Here is a 17,375-nt window from a genome sequence, read left to right as displayed (position 1 = left end):
GGTGTGACGGAACCTCTTGTGGCCAGGATGCGCGCCTTCGGGACGACGATTTTCGCCGAGATGAGCGCGCTCGCCGTTCAGACCGGATCGATCAACCTCGGTCAAGGTTTCCCCGACACCGACGGACCTGCGGCGATGTTGGATCGCGCGATGCAGGCGATCATGTCGGGCGCCAACCAATACCCCCCTGGGCCAGGGATGCCGGAGCTGCGCCGCGCGGTCTCCGAGCACCGGGCCGAGCACTACGGACTGTCCTACGACCCCGCCGGCGAGATCCTCGTCACGGTGGGCGCCACCGAGGCCATCGCGGCCAGCGTGTTGGCGCTGTGCGAGCCGGGCGACGAGGTGATCGCGTTCGAGCCCTACTACGACTCCTACGCCGCCTCGATCGCGCTGGCCCAGGCCCGGCTGGTGGCCGTCACGCTGCGGCCGGTCGCGGGCCGTTTCACGTTCGACCCGGACGAGCTGCGTGCCGCCGTCACGCCGCGTACCCGCGCCATCCTGGTCAACTCTCCGCACAACCCGACGGGGACCGTGTTCACCCGCTCCGAGCTGACCGTCATCGCCGAGCTGTGCAGGGAGCACGACCTCGTCGCGATCACCGACGAGGTGTACGAGCACCTGACGTTCGACGGGGTCGAGCACATTCCGCTGGCCACGCTGCCCGGCATGCGGGAGCGCACCGTGCTGATCTCCTCGGCGGGCAAGACGTTCTCGGTGACCGGTTGGAAGACCGGGTGGGTGTGCGCGCCGGCGCCGCTGGTCACGGCGGTGCAGACGGTCAAGCAGTTCCTCACGTTCACCGCGAGCGCCCCGTGGCAGCTGGCGGTCGCGTACGGGCTGCGGCATGAGCTGGAGTGGGTGGCCGCGCTGCGCGCCGGGCTCCAGGACAAGCGCGACCGGCTCATGGAAGGGCTGGCGGCGGCCGGGTTCGAGGTGCTCAAGCCGGCGGGCACCTACTTCGTGCAGACCGACATCAGGCCGCTCGGGTTCACCGACGGGCTGGAGCTGACCAGGCGGCTGCCGGAGCTGGCCGGGGTGGTGGCGATCCCCACCCAGGTCTTCTACGAGCACGCCGAGCGCGGGCGGCACTTCGTCAGGTTCGCCTTCTGCAAGAAGGAGGAGGTCATCGACGAGGCGGTGACCAGGCTCAAGCGTCTCTCGGGAGCCTGAGCCTCACTCCCGCCCGGCCTTGTCGTCGAGCGGAGTGAGCGCGGCCGTGGCCTCCGCGTGCTCCATCCCGGTCGCCTGCAGCAGATCCACGACCACGGACCGCAGCTGGGCGATGATCACATGGGCTGAGAAGCCCAGCTGCTCCGGCCGCTCGCGTGCCGCCACCGCCAGCAGCGCCTGCTGCGCCAGCGTCGGCTCCCGCCCCGCCCCCAGCTCCAGCTGCAGCAGCAAGGCCGCCTCCGACACCTCACGCATCGCCTCGGCCAGCGCCGCCGGGGGCGGGCTCGCCTCTCCGAGCGAGGCCAGCGTGCGCCGGCTCAGCACCCGGGCGTTACGCAGGGCCAGGTCGACGGGCTGGGCGGCGGTCTCGTACCGGGCCAGGCGGGCCCGCCGGTGCCAGTGCAGGGGCGAGATCATGGTGATCTCCTTGCTGGTCTCCAGCGCCTGCTCGAACTCCTCCACCGCCGCCTGCGTGCCGCGCGCCTCCTCCAGCGCCTCCGCGGCGAGGTCCACGTCCCGCTTCTCGATGGCCTCCGCGGCCCGTTCCAGCACCGTGGACAGCGCGTCGAGCACCCCCGACAGGTGCTTGGCCGCGATCGCGAAGGGGCTCGCGGGCAGCAGCGCGACAGCCGCGATGCCGATGAGGCCGCCGGTCAGCGCGTCGAGCATGCGGTCCAGCCCGCCTGCGCCCGCTCCTGGCACCAGCGTGGCGACCAGCACCGCCGACGACCCGGCCTGGGCCACGAACAACGCGCCGCTGTCCAGCAGTCCCGCGATGGTCATCGCCAGCGCCACCACCAGTGCGATCTGCCATGGGCCCGAGCCGATCCAGGACACCAGCAGGTCGCCCACGCCGACGCCGAGGCTGACGCCCACGACGAGCTCGACGACTCGCCGCAGCCGCTGTCCGAGACCGATGCCCACGCAGATCAGCACGGAGATCGGCGCGAAGAACGGCTGCGGGTGGCCGAGCAGCTCCCTGGCGATGACCCAGGCCAGCGCGGCGCCCACAGCGCACTGCGCGATGGACGGCACGATGAGGCCGAACGTGCTCAGCCGGTCCTTCACATGATCGCTGAGCCAGGTTCGCACGCTTCTACCTTGGCGGATCTTTGTGACATTAAGGTCACGTTCCCTCGGAAAAGTCCTTTTCGGTGAAGGCGTCCAGCGGCGGCAGCGCGACCACGGCCTCTTCACGATCGGCGCCGGTGGCCTGCAACATATCCACGATGATCGACCGGACCTGCGCGATCATCACGTCCGCCGAGAACCCCCACCGCTCGGCGCCCTGCCGCGACGCCACCGCCATGATCGCCTCATGGGCCTTTTCCGGCGTGCGGCCCTCCGCCAGCTCGTCTCTGAGCAGCAGCGTGGCGTCGGCCAGCGCGCGCAGCGTCTCAGGCAGCCAGGGCGGCAGCGCGCTGGAGCCGTCGAGCGCCACAATGGCCCGCCTGGCCAGCACCCTGGTGTTCCGCAGCGCGTGGTCGAGCGGCACGGCGGCCTTCTCGTACCCCTCCAGCCTGGTACGGCGGTGCCGGTGCAGCGGCGAGATGGTGGCGATCTCCCGGCTGGTCTCCAGCGCCTGCTTGAACTCCTCCACGTTCGTCTGGCTGCCCCGCGCGGCATCAAGCGCCTCGGCGGCCAGGCTCGACTGGGACTTCTCGATGGCCTCCGCGATGCCCCGCAGGGCGTCGGCGAGCGCGTCGAACATCCCCGCCGCGTGCCGATGCGCCAGCGCCGACGGGCTGGCGGGCAGCAGCGCCACCGCGGCCAGCCCCATGAGACCGCCCACCAGAGCGTCGACCATCCGGTCGATCCCTCCCGTGCCGCTCGGCGGCAGCAAGGTCGCCACCAGCACCGCCGAGGAGCCGGCCTGCAGCACGATCAGAGAGCCGCTGTCGAGCAGCACCGCGACCGCCATCGCCAGCGCCACCACCAGCGCGATCTGCCACGGGCCCGAGCCGATCCAGGACACCAGCAGGTCACCCACGCCGACGCCGAGGCTGACCCCGACGACCAGCTCGACGACCCGCCGCAGCCGCACACCGAGTCCCACGCCGATGCACACGACGACCGCGATGGGAGCGAAGAACGGGCGGCTGTGCCCGAGCAGGTCCTTGGCGACGAGCCAGGCGAGAGCGGCGGCCACGGCGCACTGGCCGATCGGCGGCGCCATCAGCCGCAGTCTGCTCAGGCGCTCGTGTACGTGCATCTCGACCACGCCTCTACCCTTGCCCCTGCGGGTAACACGCGCGTTACGGCGCGGTGAGGCGGTCGTTCACGAAGTCGTCGACCGCCAGCAGGAACGCCCGGCGCGCCGTCACGTGGACGAGGTGCCCGGCCTCGATCGTCACCAGTCTGGCCCCCGGAATCCGCGCAGCCGTCCCGGCGGCGTCGAACGGGCTCGCCGCCCCTCCCGAGATCACCAGCGTCGGCGCGGTGATCCCGGCCAGCCCCGCCAGCCAGCCCGGATCCGGATCGAGGAACTGACGCTCGGTGTCGTGCATCATGCGCCAGTCGAACCCGGTGGAGCCGTCGTCCACGATGGGGGGCCGGTCCTTGAACGGCAGCGGCGGCGGCACGTCCTCCAGCACGAGCCGCTCGACGCGGCCGGGATGGGTCATGGCCAGCTGGTAGGCCACCATGCCGCCCAGCGAGTGCCCGATCACCGTTGCCGGTTCCGCCGTCAGGTGATCGAGCAGGCCCGCGATGTCCTGGGCCATGTCCGGCAGCGCGTACGCGCCCGGGTAGTCGCTGGCCCCATGTCCCCGCAGGTCCGGGACGAGCACGTGGTGGCGGGCCGCGAAGTGCTGGGTGATGCCGTTCCAATCGTTGTGGTTCGCGCTGCGGCCGTGGATCAGCAGCAGCGGGGGAGCGGCGGGATCACCTTCCTCCCGGTAGACGAGCTTGATCCCGTTGACGTGTGCTTCGCGAATCACGCGTTTAGATTACGTTGAGGCCGCCCGGCAGTCCCCGACCGTGGCGCTCAGCGCACCTTGACATGGCAGGCGGGGTTCATGGGCAGACATTGCCCATGAACCCCGCTGACCGGCTCGGTTAGCGTCACGAACGGGCGCAGAGGAAAGGGACGTCGCATGCCGGAACCGATCGAAGTACGCAAGGTGCCGATCGAGAGCGTCACCGACGCCTCCGGGCTGTCGCGGCTCATCGCCGACGGCGTCATCGAGGCGGAGCGGGTGCTGGCCGTCATCGGCAAGACCGAGGGCAACGGCGGCGTCAACGACTACACCCGCATCCTGGCCGACCGCGCCTTCCGCGAGGTGCTGGCCGAGCATGGGCACCCGGCGCCGGAGAGCGTGCCCCTGGTGTGGTCGGGCGGCACCGACGGCGTGCTCAGCCCGCACGCCACCATCTTCGCCACCACCGCGAACGCCCCCGCCTCCGAGGAGCCGCGCCTGTCGGTCGGGGTGGCGATGAGCGAGGTCATCCTGCCCGAGGACATCGGCCGTCCGGCCATGGTGGAGAAGGTCGCCGCCGGGGTACGCGAGGCCATGAAGATCGCCGGCATCGACGACCCGCGTGACGTCCACTACGTACAGACGAAGACGCCGCTGCTCACCCTGGCCACCATCACCGACGCCAAGAGCCGCGGCCAGGACACCGCCATCGAGGAGACCGGCCCCTCCATGGACCTGTCGAACTCGACCACCGCCCTCGGCATCGCCGTGGCGCTCGGCGAGATCGACATGCCGCGCGCCGACCAGATCCACAAGGACCTGTCGCTGTACTCCTCGGTGGCCTCCTGCTCGTCCGGGGTGGAGCTGGACCGGGCGCAGATCGTGCTGGTGGGCAACGTGCGGGGGATCGGCGGACGCTACCGCATCGGCCACAGCGTCATGAAGGACGCCCTGGACGCCGACGGCATCTGGGAGGCCATCAGGGACTCCGGACTGCCGCTGCCCGAGCGGCCCCATCCGTCGGACCTGGGCGGCCGGCTGGTGAACGTCTTCATGAAGTGCGAGGCCGATCCGTCGGGGCGGGTGCGAGGGCGGCGCAACATCATGCTGGACGACTCCGACGTGCACTGGCACCGCCAGATCAAGGCGGCCGTCGGCGGGGTCGCGGCCTCGGTCACGGGCGACCCCGCGGTGTTCGTCTCGGTGGCCGCCGTGCACCAGGGCCCGTCGGGAGGCGGCCCGGTGGCGGCCATCTCCGACCTCGGGTAGCGGCAATGCGGCCCGCCGCCGGGCCGAGGCTCGGCGCAGGTAGACTCAAATGCTGTGCCCAGCATTCCGCAGCCACTCGACCCCGGCGACGACGGCCGCGCCGCGCCCGCGGTGGCCGCCGCTCTCGCCGCCTACCAGGCGGGCACGGCCGAGCCCACTGACGTGCTCAACGCCCTCACCGGCGCCAGGCTCCTGGTGCCCGTCGTCGCCCTGCTGACCGAGTCCGAGGTCGGCGCGCACGGGCTGCGGCAGGAGAAGGAGAGCGAGATGGCCCTGCCCAAGCTCGTCGGGCAGGACGGCAGGCAGGCGGTGCTGGCGTTCACCGGGGCGGAGGCGCTGGCCGGCTGGCGGCCGGACGCGCGGCCGATCCAGGCCACCACGCTGCAGGTGTGCCGGGCCGCCGTGCAGGAGCAGGCGGCGGCGGTCGTGGTGGACGTGGCAGGGCCGGTGCAGTTCGTGATCGAGGGTGCGGTGCTGGAGGCGCTGGCGGCGATCGAGTCCGGCACCGCCGACCGGCTCGAGCGCGCGACCGTGGCCACAGTGGAGCCGGTACGCAGGCGCCGCTGGTTCTCCCGGCGCTGAGCCGGGGACGCGTCGGTTCCCCCGGCGATGGACCGGGTCAGGGCACGGACGAGCGGCGCCGTTCCCAGGTGTCCGCCGCGCGGTTCGCCAGAGCGTGCAGGAGATTGACGGTCACGACCGCCGGCGCCACCACCGCCACGAATCCGTCCAGCGACCGCTCGAACACCAGCGCCAGGATCACGGCCGTGACCCCGTTCTGCTGCGCAAGTGCCAGGCGCACCCGGTCGATCACCGGCAGTCCCCAGGTCAGCGCCGCGGCAGCGAGCACCTGGGCGCAGAACGCCACCGCCCCCAGCAGCATGCCCTCGGCCGGCGCCATCCCGTTCACCAGCAGCATCCCCATGAGGAAGGCCGCAAGCGGGAACGCCACCGCCACCGCCTGCGCCAGCCGCCGCCCGTCGGGCAGCCGCAGGAACAGCCCGATGATCGCCACCGCCAGCATCAGGAACGTCCACGCGCCCACGAGCACCGCGGCGACGGCCGCCGTGTTGATCAGCCAGGCCGGGCCGCGCCGCACCAGCCGCCACACCGCGTACGCCACCGCGGCGAACAACGCGTTCCATCCCAGATCGGCCAGATGGGACACGGAGATCCCGTCGGACGAGAACGCCAGCGTGGCCGCGTACACCGACAGGACCACCGTCACCGGATCGTCGAACGATGCCCACGCCGCCAGGATCGTGCGGGCCTTGGGCGAGAGCCGCGAGTCGCCCATGACGGACGCCACGGACAGCGGGTCGATCTGCGCCACCGCCACCGCGAGCACCACCGCGAGTGGATCGCCGGTGAACAGGTAGAGGACGCTCGCGATGAGCGCCGCCTTCAGCACCACCCCGACCGTGACCGCCGCCACGATCAGCCGGGCATGGGCGCGTGCGACGGCCCTGTCGATGTCGTGCGTGCTCCCGTACAGGCCGATGGCCAGCAGCAGCTGACTGGCGAGCAGGTACGTCTCGGACGTCTCCAGATCGGCGATGCCGGTGAGCCGTGCGGTGCCCCATCCTGCGAGCAGGACGAGGATCAGGAGCCAGACTCGGGCCACGGCTCGTCTTTCTTGATCGCCCGGATGTTCCCGGCTCCGGGCTCGGGGCGGGCTCGCTGGTTGATCGGCGGAAGCGTGAAATGGCCGCGGATCAGGTCCACCAGCTTGGCCATCTTGTCGTCGGCGACATCGACCTTGCGCTGGTCCAGGGTGACGCCGATGAGGTAGCGGCCGTGGTCGACCCAGTAGTGGAAGAGAGCGCCGCGCTCGACGTCCAGCACCGTCCTGATCACCGTGCCGCTCTCCAGGAACCGCAGGTGCGTGTCGAGCCGGTGACCGAGCCAGTCGAGCTGGCGGCCCAGCCGGAGGTACGTGATCCGCCGCTCCTCGGGCGTGGTCGCGTGGAAGAAGTGCCGCAGGTCGGCATCGTCGAGCACGTCGGTGTAGAACGCGCAGCCCTCCGGCCCGAAGTAGGCCACGAAGTGCAGGTCCTCCTGGTCGATCACAGACACGCAGCTGGCGAGTGCCTTTTCCAGGGCGTTGCTGATCTCCGGCTGGGTGCGGATGAGGATTTCGGACTCGCCGATGACCTTACGCTTCGTGGTCGTCGGAGACGGCACGGCCGTGGCCTCGAGGTGCGGCACGTAAAGACCGCGCCGAAACTGTAACAGCAGGTATGAGCCGGTCAGCGCGGTGAACGCGGCGATCCCGATCAGCGACAGGCCCAGCAGCTCGCCGGAGATGCTCCGGTTCCACAGGACGGGGCCGAATCCGGCGACGAACCCCAGCACCAGCCCGCCCACCGAGGCCACCGTCATCGCGCCGACCAGCATGACCGGCAGCCTGCCGCGGATCCGGCCGGCCACGAGCGCGATCACCGCCAGCCCGCCCACCACGGCGAGGACGGTGAGCGCGCGGGACAGGTTGTAATCCTCACCCTCGATGTACCAGGCCAGCATCTCCAGTAACACTGGGGCAAGCACGAACGTCGCGATGACGACCGCGATCCTGGCGAACCGATCCCTGTCCACGCGGGAAGTGTCCGTGATCGTCGGCCGTCACCGCAATAGCACCGCTTTCGAACTGTACGGCGCCGTTCCGCTTCCATCGGGGTCCGCAAGGTGAACACCGCGCCGGTCGGCGGGCGGGTCCATGCCGGCTCCGTTGATCGGCCGCGGGAGGGCCAGGGCCCGCATTAGGGTCGGCTCGTGGTCGCACTCATGGCGCTGGCCGGACTCCTCTGCGGACACCGCATCAGGGCGCTGGCCGACACCTACGACGGCCTCCCGGAGCCCGCCTGGCCGCCGAAGGCCGAGCTGGTGACCGCCGCCGTCACCGCGCTGGTCGCCTGGCGCCTCGGCCTCCCTTACGTGCCGTTCGCCGTGATCGGCGTCGCTCTGGCCGTCATCGACTGGCGCACGACGCTTCTGCCCGACGCGATCACGCTTCCCGCGTACCCGATCATCGCCCTCGCTCTCCTGCCCACCGGCGAGCTGCCGAGAGCGCTGGCCGGAGGGGCGGCGCTGGCGGCGATCTACGGGCTGCTGTGGGTCATCAGACCGGACGCGCTGGGGCTCGGAGACGTCAAGCTGGCCGGGCTCATCGGCATGGCGGCCGCGGCGCTGGGCTGGCAGGCCTGGGTGGTCGCCGCGTTCTGCGGGCAGCTGCTGGGCGCGCTCTACGCCCTGGCGCTGCTCGTGACCGGGCACGGCACCAGGCACACGCAGTTCCCGTTCGGGCCGTTCATGCTGTTGGGGGCGTTCACGGTGCTGTGTCTCGACACGTGAACGTGGGACGTCTCACTAGGCCGCACATGGAAGACTTGTACGCATGTTGCGCTGGTTGACCGCCGGAGAGTCCCACGGGCCCGAACTCGTCGCCATCATGGAAGGCCTCCCCGCCGGGGTGGAGGTGACCACGGCCGCGATCGACGAGGCCCTGCGCCGCCGCCGTCTCGGCTATGGCCGCGGCGCCCGGATGAAGTTCGAGCAGGACCAGGTCACGATCGTCGGCGGCGTGCGCCACGGGCGGACCATGGGCAGCCCGGTCGCCATCCGCATCGGCAACACCGAGTGGCCCAAGTGGGAGAAGGTCATGGCGGCCGACCCGGTCGACCCGGCCGAGCTGGAGGGCCTGGCGCGCAACGCGCCCAGGTCGCGCCCCCGCCCCGGCCATGCCGACCTGGCCGGCATGCAGAAATACGGGTTCGACGACGCCAGGCAGGTGCTCGACCGGGCCAGCGCCCGCGAGACCGCGGCCCGCGTCGCGCTCGGCGAGGTCGCCAGGCGTTTCCTCAAGCAGGCGCTCGGCGTCGACATCGTCAGCCACGTCACCGAGATCGGCGGCGCCCGGACCCCGACGGAGGACCTGCCGGGGCCCGGCGATCTGGCCAGGATCGACGAGGACCCGGTGCGGTGCTCCGACCCCGAGGGCAGCGCCGCCATGGTCGCCGTGATCGACAAGGCGCACAAGGACGGCGACACGCTCGGCGGCGTCGTCGAGGTGCTCGCCTACGGCCTGCCGCCGGGCCTGGGCAGCTACACGCACTGGGACCGCAGGCTCGACTCCCGGCTCGCCGCCGCGCTCATGGGCATCCAGGCGATCAAGGGCGTCGCGGTCGGCGACGGCTTCGAGACCGCGCGCAGGCCCGGGTCCCGCGCCCACGACGAGATCGAATACACCGCCGAGGACGGCGTCAAGCGCATCACCAATCGTGCGGGCGGCGTCGAAGGCGGCATGACCAACGGCGAGATCCTGCGGGTCAGCGCCGCCATGAAGCCGATCTCCACCGTGCCGAGGGCGCTGGCCACGATCGACGTCAAGACCGGCGAGGCGGCCAAGGCGCACCACGAGCGCTCCGACGTGTGCGCCGTGCCGGCGGCCGGCGTCGTGGCCGAGGCCATGGTCGCGCTGGTGCTGGCCGACGCGGCGCTGGAGAAGTTCGGCGGCGACTCGGTCGAGGAGGTCGCACGCAACCTGTCCGGCTACCTCTCCTCCATGGTGATCAAATGACACGGTGGAGCGTACGAGGAGGGGTGAAATGACACGGAGCGAACCGACGGCCCGCGAGCAGAGCGAGCATTTGGACAGAGTGCGGCTCCGCGAAGCGGAATGGAGGCTCGACACGTGCAAACGGCGCGCCTTCGGCACGACATGGGACTCCGCGGAGCGAATGAGGAGCTGGTGAGCGACCAATGAGCACAGTGGTCCTGATCGGGCCTCCCGGGTCCGGCAAGACGACCATCGGGCGGCTGCTCGCCGAGCGGCTCGGCGTCGGCTTCCGCGACACCGACGCCGACGTGGAGGCCGTGGCGGGCAAGCCCGTCGCCGACATCTTCGTCGAGGACGGGGAGAGCCGCTTCCGCGAGCTGGAGCACGAGGCCGTACGCCGGGCGCTGGCCGAGCACGACGGCATCCTGTCGCTGGGCGGCGGCGCCGTACTCAACGAGGAGACCCAGGCGCTGCTCGCCGGCCACCACGTGGTCTACCTGCAGGTCGGGCTCTCGGACGCGGTCCAGCGGGTCGGGCTCGCCTCCGCCCGGCCGCTGCTCGTGCTCAACCCGCGCAGCCAGCTGAAGAAGCTCATGGAAGAGCGGCGGCCGATCTACGAGCGGCTCGCCGTGGCGACCGTGGTGACAGACAAGCGCGAGCCTGCAGAGCTCGCCGACGAGATCGTGAAGGGGCTGCCCGCATGACCGCCGCGACCAGGATCACCGTACGCGGTGACAGCCCTTACGACGTGGTGGTCGGCACCGGCGTGCTGGCAGAGCTGACCACGCTGCTCAAGCCGGGCGTGCGCACGGTCGCCGTGATCTGCCCGGAGACCCTGCCGCAGATCTCCCGGCCGGTCTGCGCGGCGCTGTCCGACGCCGGCTACGACGTGGTCGAGCTGCCCGTGCCGGACGGTGAGCAGGCCAAGACCGTCGAGGTGGCCGCCGGGCTGTGGTCGGCGCTCGGCCGCCACGGCGTGACCCGTTCCGACGCCGTCGTCGGCGTGGGCGGGGGCGCGACGACCGACCTGGCCGGGTTCGTCGCCGGGACGTGGCTGCGCGGCGTGCAGGTGGTGCTCGTGCCCACGACCCTGCTCGCCATGGTGGATGCGGCGGTCGGCGGCAAGAACGGCATCGACACGCCCGAGGGCAAAAACCTCGTCGGCACGTTCCTGCCGCCCGCGGGCGTGTTGTGCGAGTTGTCCACGCTGGACGGCATGCCGAAGCGTGACTACGTGGCGGGCCTGGCCGAGATCATCAAGGGCGGCTTCATCGCCGACCCGGAGATCCTCCGGCTCATCGAGGCCGACCCCGAGGCCGCCACCCGCCCCGACGGCCCCCACACCCGCGAGCTGATCGAGCGCAAGATCCAGGTCAAGGCCGACGTCGTGGGCGCCGACCTGCGCGAAGCCGGGCTGCGCGAGATCCTCAACTACGGCCACACGCTCGCCCACGCCATCGAGCGCAACGAGCACTACGGCATCCGCCACGGCGAGGCCGTCGCCATCGGCATGGTCTACGCCGCCGAGCTGTCCCGGCTCTCCGGACGCGCCGACCTGGTCGACCGCACCCGCGCGATCCTCACCAGCGTCGGCCTGCCCATCTCCTACCGCGCCGACGCGTGGCCGCAACTGCGCGACCACATGCGGCTGGACAAGAAAAACCGCGGCGCCAAGCAGCGGTTCGTGGTGCTCGACGACCTCGCCAAGCCCGGCCTCCTCGAAGACCCCTCGGAAGAGCTGCTCGACGCCGCCTACAAGGAGATCTCGGCATGATCCTCGTGCTCAACGGGCCCAACCTGCGCAGGCTCGGCACCCGCGAGCCCGACGTCTACGGCGCCGAAACGTTCGAGGATCTGGCCCAGCTCTGCCGCGACACCGGGCGCAAGCTCGGCGAGCACGTCGAGGTGCGCCAGACCGACGACGAGGCCGAAATGATCGGCTGGATCCATGAGGCGTGCGACGGCCGCATCCCCGTCGTGCTCAATCCCGCCGCGTTCACCCACTACTCCTACGCCCTGCGCGACGCCATCGCCCAGCGCACCGCCCCGCTCGTCGAGGTGCACATCAGCAATCCCGCCGCCAGGGAAGAGTTTCGCCATACCTCCGTCGTGGCCGGGGTGGCGTCGGGCACCATCGCGGGGTTCGGGCTACAGTCGTACGTCCTTGCGCTGCAGGCTATTGCGGAGATGAACACCACCTCATGAGGCACTACAAGTCCTTCGTCGCGCTCGGCGACAGCTTCACCGAAGGACTGAACGACCCCAGCGCCAACGGGCACTATCGCGGCTGGGCCGACCGGGTTGCCGAGCGGCTCGCCGCCGAGGACCCGTCCTTCCGCTACGCCAACCTGGCCGTGCGCGGCAAGCTGATCGACCAGATCGTCGCCGAGCAGGTGCCGGTGGCCGTCGAGATGGCCCCGGATCTGGTCAGCTTCTGTGCCGGCGGGAACGACCTGCTCAGGCCGGGCAGCGACCCGGACGTGATGGCCAAGAAGGTCGCGCGGGCCGTGCGGGACCTGCGGGCGGGTGGGGCGGACGTGCTGCTGTTCACGGGGGTGGATCCGCGGGACACGCCGCTGATGCGGCGGCTGCGCGGGCGGTTCGCGATCTTCTACCTGCACGTGCGGTCCATCGCCGACCTCTATGGGTGCCGGCTCGTCGACCAGTGGTCTATGCAGGGGTTGCGGGACTGGCGGGCGTGGAGCGCCGACCGGCTGCACATGAACGAGGACGGGCATCGGCTGGTGGCGGCGCGGGTGCTGGATGTGCTGGGGGTGCCGTTCGAGGACTGGCGCAAGGACTGGCCCGCGAGAGTGGTGGATCCGCGTGCTCGGCGGCGCGAGGACGCCCAGTGGATGCGGGAGCATCTCGTTCCGTGGGTGGCGCGCCGTCTCCGGGGGGTTTCCTCCGGCGATGGGCTTCCTCCCAAGCGGCCTGATCTGACCCCGTTTTCATAACCATTTGTTACGCGTTGCCGTGGTCTGCCACTCGCCGTACTTTGGCTGAGGGCCCTCCAGGAAACGGCCTCTGATCCCTTCACCGGCGGGCCGCCGTTACGCGAGCGGTTCCTCGACCGGCTCCGTGGTTCGAAGGCTGGTCCGGGTCGGTGGTTCGAAGGCCGGTCCGGGTCGGTGGTTCGAAGGCTGGTCCGGGTCGGTGGTTTGACGGCTGGTCCGGGTCCGGGTCCGGGTCCGTGGCTTGTGCTGGCCGCCGTTCGCGTTGCGCCGAACTCCGCCGCACGGCCTCTCGCCGCACCGGCGCTCGGGCGGCACCCATGGCTGCGGACAGTGCCGATGTGCCCACGTGGCATGTGCCCACGTGCCATGTCCGATGGCTGGAGTGCGTCACATGACGCACGGCTGCCCGCCGCAGGCCGTTCCTCACAGGAGGGACGACGGCTACAGGATCCGAGTCGAGCAATCCCCAACCGAAGGTGCGCCACCGCCACCGCCACCCTCACCGCCACCGCCAACGACGTGCGACGCGCGCGGTGGCCGCAGGACCCGGCCCGGCGCCCCAACCCGGGATGGCTCCCAGCCCCTGGCGCCCTCGCCGCGTGACGTCCCCCGGTTGGGACGCTTCCAACCGGGGGACGCCCCGCGGTTGGGGCTCTTCCCGCCGCGGGATGCTCCCTGACAGGGACGCCTCCGGCCCGGGACGCCCGTGACGGGGACGCCCGTGACCGGGACCGAGACGTTCCTGACCAGGACCGACACGTTCCCTGACCGACACGTTCCCTGACCGACACGTTCCCTGACCGGGACGTCCCCGACCGGGACGCCCTCAGACCGGGACGCCCGTGAGAGGGACGCCCGTGACCGGGACCGAGACGTTCCTGGCCAGGACCGACACGTTCCCTGGCCGGGACGCCCCCGACTGGGACGCCCGCGACCGGGGGCCCTGACTGGGACGCCCCCGATCCGGGACGCCCCCGAGGGGGAGGCGCCCCTTCGGGAGGCCCGGGGTCCGGGACGGTCGGTCACGGGGCGGCGGGCGACAAGAAAGCGGGGATGTTATGCGGGTGGTTCGGATGCTAGGCGTTTGAGGGCGGCGCGGGGGATGGTGGGGTCTGTGGTGCGCCAGAACGGGGGGAGGGAGCCCAGGAGGAAGCTGCTGTAGCGGGCCGTGGCGAGGCGGGGGTCGAGGACGGCGATCACGCCCTTGTCGTTCTGGGAGCGCAGGAGGCGGCCGGCGCCCTGGGCCAGGAGCAGGGCGGCGTGGTTGGCGGCCACCGCCATGAAGCCGTTGCCGCCCCGTGCCGCCACATGGCGCTGCCGGGCCGACGTCAGTGGGTCGTCCGGACGCGGGAAGGGCACCCGGTCGATGATGACCAGCCGCAGCGACGGGCCCGGCACGTCCACGCCCTGCCACAGCGACAGCGTGCCGAACAGGCAGGTCGGCTCGTCCTCGGCGAACTGCTTGACCAGCAGCATCGTGGAGTCGTCGCCCTGGCACAGCAGCGGCACCTCCAGCCGCTCCCGCAGCGCTTCCGTGGCCGCCTTGGCGGCGCGCATCGACGAGAACAACCCCAGCGTGCGCCCTCCGGCCGCCTCGATCAGCTCGGCGATCTCGTCCAGATACTGTTGCGGCAGCCCGTCGCGCCCCGGCTGGGGGAGGTGCTTGGCGACGTAGAGGATCCCGGCGCGGGGGTGGTCGAACGGGGAGCCGACGTCGATGCCCTGCCAGCCCTTGGCGTCGCCGAGCCCCCACTGCGCGGCCAGCCCGTCGAACGTGCCGCCCAGCGCCAGCGTGGCGGAGGTGAGGATCACCGTGCGCTCGCCGAACAGCTTGTCCCGCAGCATGCCGCTGACGCTCAGCGGCGCCACGCGCAGCATGGGCGGCCGCCGGTCGGTGCCCGCGTCGAGCCACACGACCTCCGCCCGGTCGGCCTCGGAGGCGTGCCCGTAGGCCTCCAGCATGCGTACGGCCGTGTCGTGCACCTCGTCCAGCGCCGTGAAAGCGGCCTTGCGCTGCCCTGCCTTGTCCGGGTCGTCCTTGTCGGCGCCGCGCGGCCCCATCGCGGTGATGCAGCGCCAGGCGGTGTCGCGGATCAGCTGCAGCGTCAGGCCGAGCACCTGCGGCATTTCGTCGATGCGGCCGGGCGGGGCGGCGGCCAGGAGCGCCTTGAGGTCCTCGCCCGCCTCCTGGAGCTGGTCGGTGACCGTCTGCTCGATCAGCCTGCCCACCCGGCGGACCGCCAGCGACACCGTCAGCTCCGACAGCTCGCCTGTCACCACCGACGTCACGCGGTCCACCAGCTCGTGCGCCTCGTCCACCACCACGACCTCGTGCTCGGGCAGCACCGGCAGGTCGCCCATGGCGTCGATGGCCAGCAGCGCGTGGTTGGTCACCACCACGTCGACCTCGCCCGCGCGGGCCCTGGCCAGCTCGGCGAAGCACTCGGCGCCGCTCGGGCAGCGGTTGGCGCCCAGGCACTCCTGCGCGCTCACCGAGAACTGCCGCCACGCCTGCTCGCTCACCCCCGGCACGAGCTCGTCGCGGTCGCCGGTCTCGGTCTCCTCGGCCCACTCCTGGATGCGCTGCACCATGCGGCCGGTCGCGCTCACTTCACGCGGGTCGAACAGCTGGTCCTGCTCGTCCTCCTCGGGCCAGCCCGCCGTGGCCTTGTAACGGCACAGGTAGTTGCGGCGGCCCTTCAAGATCGCGAACGTCGGCTCGTGCGGCAGCTCCTTGCCCAGCGTCTCGGCCAGCCTGGGCAGGTCGCGGTCCACGAGCTGGCGTTGCAGCGCGATCGTGGCCGTGGACACCACGACCGGCTTGTCGCTGTCCATGGCGTGGCGGATCGACGGCACGAGATAAGCCAGCGACTTCCCGGTCCCCGTGCCGGCCTGGACCGCCAGGTGCTCCTCGTCGTCGATGGCCTGCTGCACGGCGCGGACCATCGTGATCTGGCCCTGCCGTTCGCTCCCTCCGAGAGCGCTGACCGCGATGTTGAGGAGTTGGTCCACTGGCGGGAGATGGGAGTCCGGCACGGCAGTAAACGCTACCCGCATTTACCGGGTCGCCGTGCCGAACGCGGTGTGATCGGCCATGCGCATCCCGGCGTTCCCGAATACTTCGGCCGACGCGCATGGCACACTGGGCGATCGGGACTCCAACTGGTCAAACACGATCTTCCTGTGTGTGATCGGGGGGATTCACGGTGTATATGGGAAGGCCGGTTCCGTAGGGTTTTCCGGGGTTGAGTGGACGAATAAAGGCTGGTTAAAGCAGTATGTCTGCCATGTCGGAAGTTGTCCCGTTGCCGTCGTTCGGCGAAGTCTTCTTCGATGCACGAGGTCAGGAGCGGTGTCTCCGGGTCACGTGGCACGAGGGCACCTTGGTGCTCAGCCTGTGGCGGGGGGAGATGTGCACAGCGAGCTTCCGCATGCCGATGGAGGACGTCGGCCGGCTGCTCGACACCCTTGACGAGGGCTATGCCGAGGCCACGGGCGAGCAGCCCGCCGTGCCCGCGCACGATCCGGGCACCGAGGTCATCCCAGGCACAGGCCAATACCAGCGGCCGCCGCAGCCCGCTCCGCAACACCACCAGCAGCAGCCGGCCCACCAGCCCGACGAGCGTCCCACTGCCGCTTTGTCGCCCAATGACGTCCTCGTGGCCAGGGGTCCGGCGCCCCAGGACAAGCTCGTCGCCTCGTTCGGCGAGCCGGCGGCCCCCAGGGACGCGACTCCGGCCTACGGCGACCGGGCGGCGGCGCCGTTCACCGGGCCGCAGTACGTCGACTCGACCGCGCCGCAACCGCAGTACACCGGTGACCCCTTCAGCGGTCCCCAGTACAACGGCGATCCCTTCAGCGGGCCTCAGTACACCGCCGACCCCCAGCCGTACCAGCAGCAACCCGATCCTTTCAGCGGCCCCCAGTACGTGGACAACCAGCCCGTCTACCAGATGCCCGACGCTCAGCGTCGCTCGTCGCCGCTGAGCACCGACCCCCTCGGCTTCCCCTCCCAGGCGGCCGATCCCTACGCGGCGGCCTCCCCGCACCGGTCCGACCAGTACCACTCCGACCCGTACCCGTCTGACCCGTACGCGTCCGATTCGTTCGGGCGGCGGCAGGAGGCCTACCAGCAGCCCCAACCCCAACCCCAGCCGCAGAGCCAGAGCGCGGCAGGGCTCGGCACGCCCATGCACGGCATTCCGGGCGCCGGGCGGCGTCGCGCCCCTCAGCCCGCCGCTGACGACTACGCCGCCTACCAGCAGGCCCCGCAGGCCAACCCCGTCGATCCGCTGCTGGCCCTCGGCAGGCAGGAGCCGGCGCAGCCGGATGCCGGCATGCAGCGTCCGTATGTCGGGGATCCCATGTTCTCCACCGGCGAGCGCCTGCGTCCCGAGCAGCAGCACCCGGACTACCACCAGCGGAGCGACCGCAGGGAGTGGTGATTCCCGCCGGCGCGCCCAGGTACGCTCTCGGCGAGGCGAGGTGAACGGGCCGAGGGAG

The 17,375-nt window shown here is 71.2% G+C and carries 16 protein-coding genes; 10 read left to right on the top strand and 6 right to left on the bottom strand.

The genetic code is table 11. The features are described 5' to 3' along the window. Window positions 1-3 precede the first annotated feature (3 nt). Window positions 4-1,173: a pyridoxal phosphate-dependent aminotransferase gene (locus EDD27_RS27770; protein WP_127934991.1), complete on the top strand. Its 1,170-nt coding sequence runs from the start codon at window positions 4-6 to the stop codon at window positions 1,171-1,173. Window positions 1,174-1,176: 3 nt separating this feature from the next. Here EDD27_RS27770 and EDD27_RS27765 read toward each other — a convergent pair whose 3' ends face one another. Genes EDD27_RS27765 through EDD27_RS27755 form a run of 3 tightly spaced genes read right to left on the bottom strand, consistent with a single transcriptional unit; the run spans window position 1,177 to window position 4,112 of the window. Then, entirely contained in the window at window positions 1,177-2,265 is a 1,089-nt protein-coding gene (locus tag EDD27_RS27765; protein ID WP_127934990.1) for an FUSC family protein, read from the bottom strand. Window positions 2,266-2,299: 34 nt separating this feature from the next. After that, on the bottom strand, window positions 2,300-3,385 hold the full coding sequence (locus EDD27_RS27760) for an FUSC family protein (protein WP_206642216.1): 1,086 nt from the start codon (window positions 3,383-3,385) through the stop codon (window positions 2,300-2,302). Between the two features lie 43 nt (window positions 3,386-3,428). Next, window positions 3,429-4,112: an alpha/beta fold hydrolase gene (locus EDD27_RS27755; protein ID WP_127934989.1), complete on the bottom strand. Its 684-nt coding sequence runs from the start codon at window positions 4,110-4,112 to the stop codon at window positions 3,429-3,431. Window positions 4,113-4,268: 156 nt separating this feature from the next. On the opposite strand from EDD27_RS27755, the gene bar reads away from it, so the two are divergent. Both bar and EDD27_RS27745 read left to right on the top strand, forming a co-directional pair. Further along, on the top strand, window positions 4,269-5,360 hold the full coding sequence (gene bar / locus EDD27_RS27750) for a barbiturase (RefSeq protein WP_127934988.1): 1,092 nt from the start codon (window positions 4,269-4,271) through the stop codon (window positions 5,358-5,360). A gap of 54 nt (window positions 5,361-5,414) precedes the next feature. Further along, window positions 5,415-5,942 carry an SseB family protein gene (locus EDD27_RS27745; protein ID WP_127934987.1) on the top strand — a complete coding sequence of 176 codons (528 nt, stop codon included), beginning with the start codon at window positions 5,415-5,417 and terminating at the stop codon, window positions 5,940-5,942. Between the two features lie 37 nt (window positions 5,943-5,979). Here the strand turns inward: EDD27_RS27745 and EDD27_RS27740 are convergent, their stop codons facing one another. Together EDD27_RS27740 and EDD27_RS27735 are read right to left on the bottom strand one after the other, a co-directional pair. Next, the gene (locus EDD27_RS27740) at window positions 5,980-6,984 is read right to left on the bottom strand and encodes a cation:proton antiporter (RefSeq protein WP_127934986.1); all 1,005 of its coding nucleotides are present in this window, start codon (window positions 6,982-6,984) and stop codon (window positions 5,980-5,982) included. Continuing rightward, window positions 6,963-7,955 carry a hypothetical protein gene (locus EDD27_RS27735; protein WP_127934985.1) on the bottom strand — a complete coding sequence of 331 codons (993 nt, stop codon included), beginning with the start codon at window positions 7,953-7,955 and terminating at the stop codon, window positions 6,963-6,965. Before EDD27_RS27735 ends, EDD27_RS27740 begins: the two co-directional genes overlap by 22 nt. A 177-nt stretch (window positions 7,956-8,132) precedes the next feature. On the opposite strand from EDD27_RS27735, the gene EDD27_RS27730 reads away from it, so the two are divergent. The 6 genes from EDD27_RS27730 to EDD27_RS27705 all read left to right on the top strand — a co-directional run bounded on the left by EDD27_RS27730 (window position 8,133) and on the right by EDD27_RS27705 (window position 12,872). Then, on the top strand, window positions 8,133-8,711 hold the full coding sequence (locus EDD27_RS27730) for a prepilin peptidase (RefSeq protein ID WP_206641683.1): 579 nt from the start codon (window positions 8,133-8,135) through the stop codon (window positions 8,709-8,711). A 43-nt stretch (window positions 8,712-8,754) separates the two neighbouring features. Continuing rightward, window positions 8,755-9,936 carry a chorismate synthase gene (aroC, locus tag EDD27_RS27725; protein WP_127934984.1) on the top strand — a complete coding sequence of 394 codons (1,182 nt, stop codon included), beginning with the start codon at window positions 8,755-8,757 and terminating at the stop codon, window positions 9,934-9,936. Window positions 9,937-10,118: 182 nt separating this feature from the next. Beyond that, window positions 10,119-10,619, top strand: a complete 501-nt coding sequence (locus tag EDD27_RS27720; protein ID WP_127934983.1) for a shikimate kinase — start codon at window positions 10,119-10,121, stop codon at window positions 10,617-10,619. After that, on the top strand, window positions 10,616-11,689 hold the full coding sequence (gene aroB / locus EDD27_RS27715; RefSeq protein ID WP_127934982.1) for a 3-dehydroquinate synthase: 1,074 nt from the start codon (window positions 10,616-10,618) through the stop codon (window positions 11,687-11,689). Before EDD27_RS27720 ends, aroB begins: the two co-directional genes overlap by 4 nt. Beyond that, a complete protein-coding gene (gene aroQ / locus EDD27_RS27710; RefSeq protein ID WP_127934981.1) occupies window positions 11,686-12,120 on the top strand; it encodes a type II 3-dehydroquinate dehydratase in 435 nt (144 codons plus the stop codon). Before aroB ends, aroQ begins: the two co-directional genes overlap by 4 nt. Continuing rightward, a complete protein-coding gene (locus tag EDD27_RS27705) occupies window positions 12,117-12,872 on the top strand; it encodes an SGNH/GDSL hydrolase family protein (protein WP_127934980.1) in 756 nt (251 codons plus the stop codon). Before aroQ ends, EDD27_RS27705 begins: the two co-directional genes overlap by 4 nt. Before the next feature lie 1,056 nt (window positions 12,873-13,928). Here EDD27_RS27705 and EDD27_RS27700 read toward each other — a convergent pair. After that, the gene (locus EDD27_RS27700; protein ID WP_127934979.1) at window positions 13,929-15,929 is read right to left on the bottom strand and encodes an ATP-dependent DNA helicase; all 2,001 of its coding nucleotides are present in this window, start codon (window positions 15,927-15,929) and stop codon (window positions 13,929-13,931) included. 230 nt (window positions 15,930-16,159) lie between these two features. On the opposite strand from EDD27_RS27700, the gene EDD27_RS27695 reads away from it, so the two are divergent. After that, on the top strand, window positions 16,160-17,317 hold the full coding sequence (locus EDD27_RS27695) for a hypothetical protein (protein ID WP_127934978.1): 1,158 nt from the start codon (window positions 16,160-16,162) through the stop codon (window positions 17,315-17,317). Window positions 17,318-17,375 lie beyond the last annotated feature (58 nt).

Source organism: Nonomuraea polychroma (assembly GCF_004011505.1).
Lineage (GTDB): Bacteria > Actinomycetota > Actinomycetes > Streptosporangiales > Streptosporangiaceae > Nonomuraea > Nonomuraea polychroma.
The sequence above is the reverse complement of the archived record's forward strand: the minus strand, read 5'-3'. Positions and strand labels throughout refer to the sequence as shown.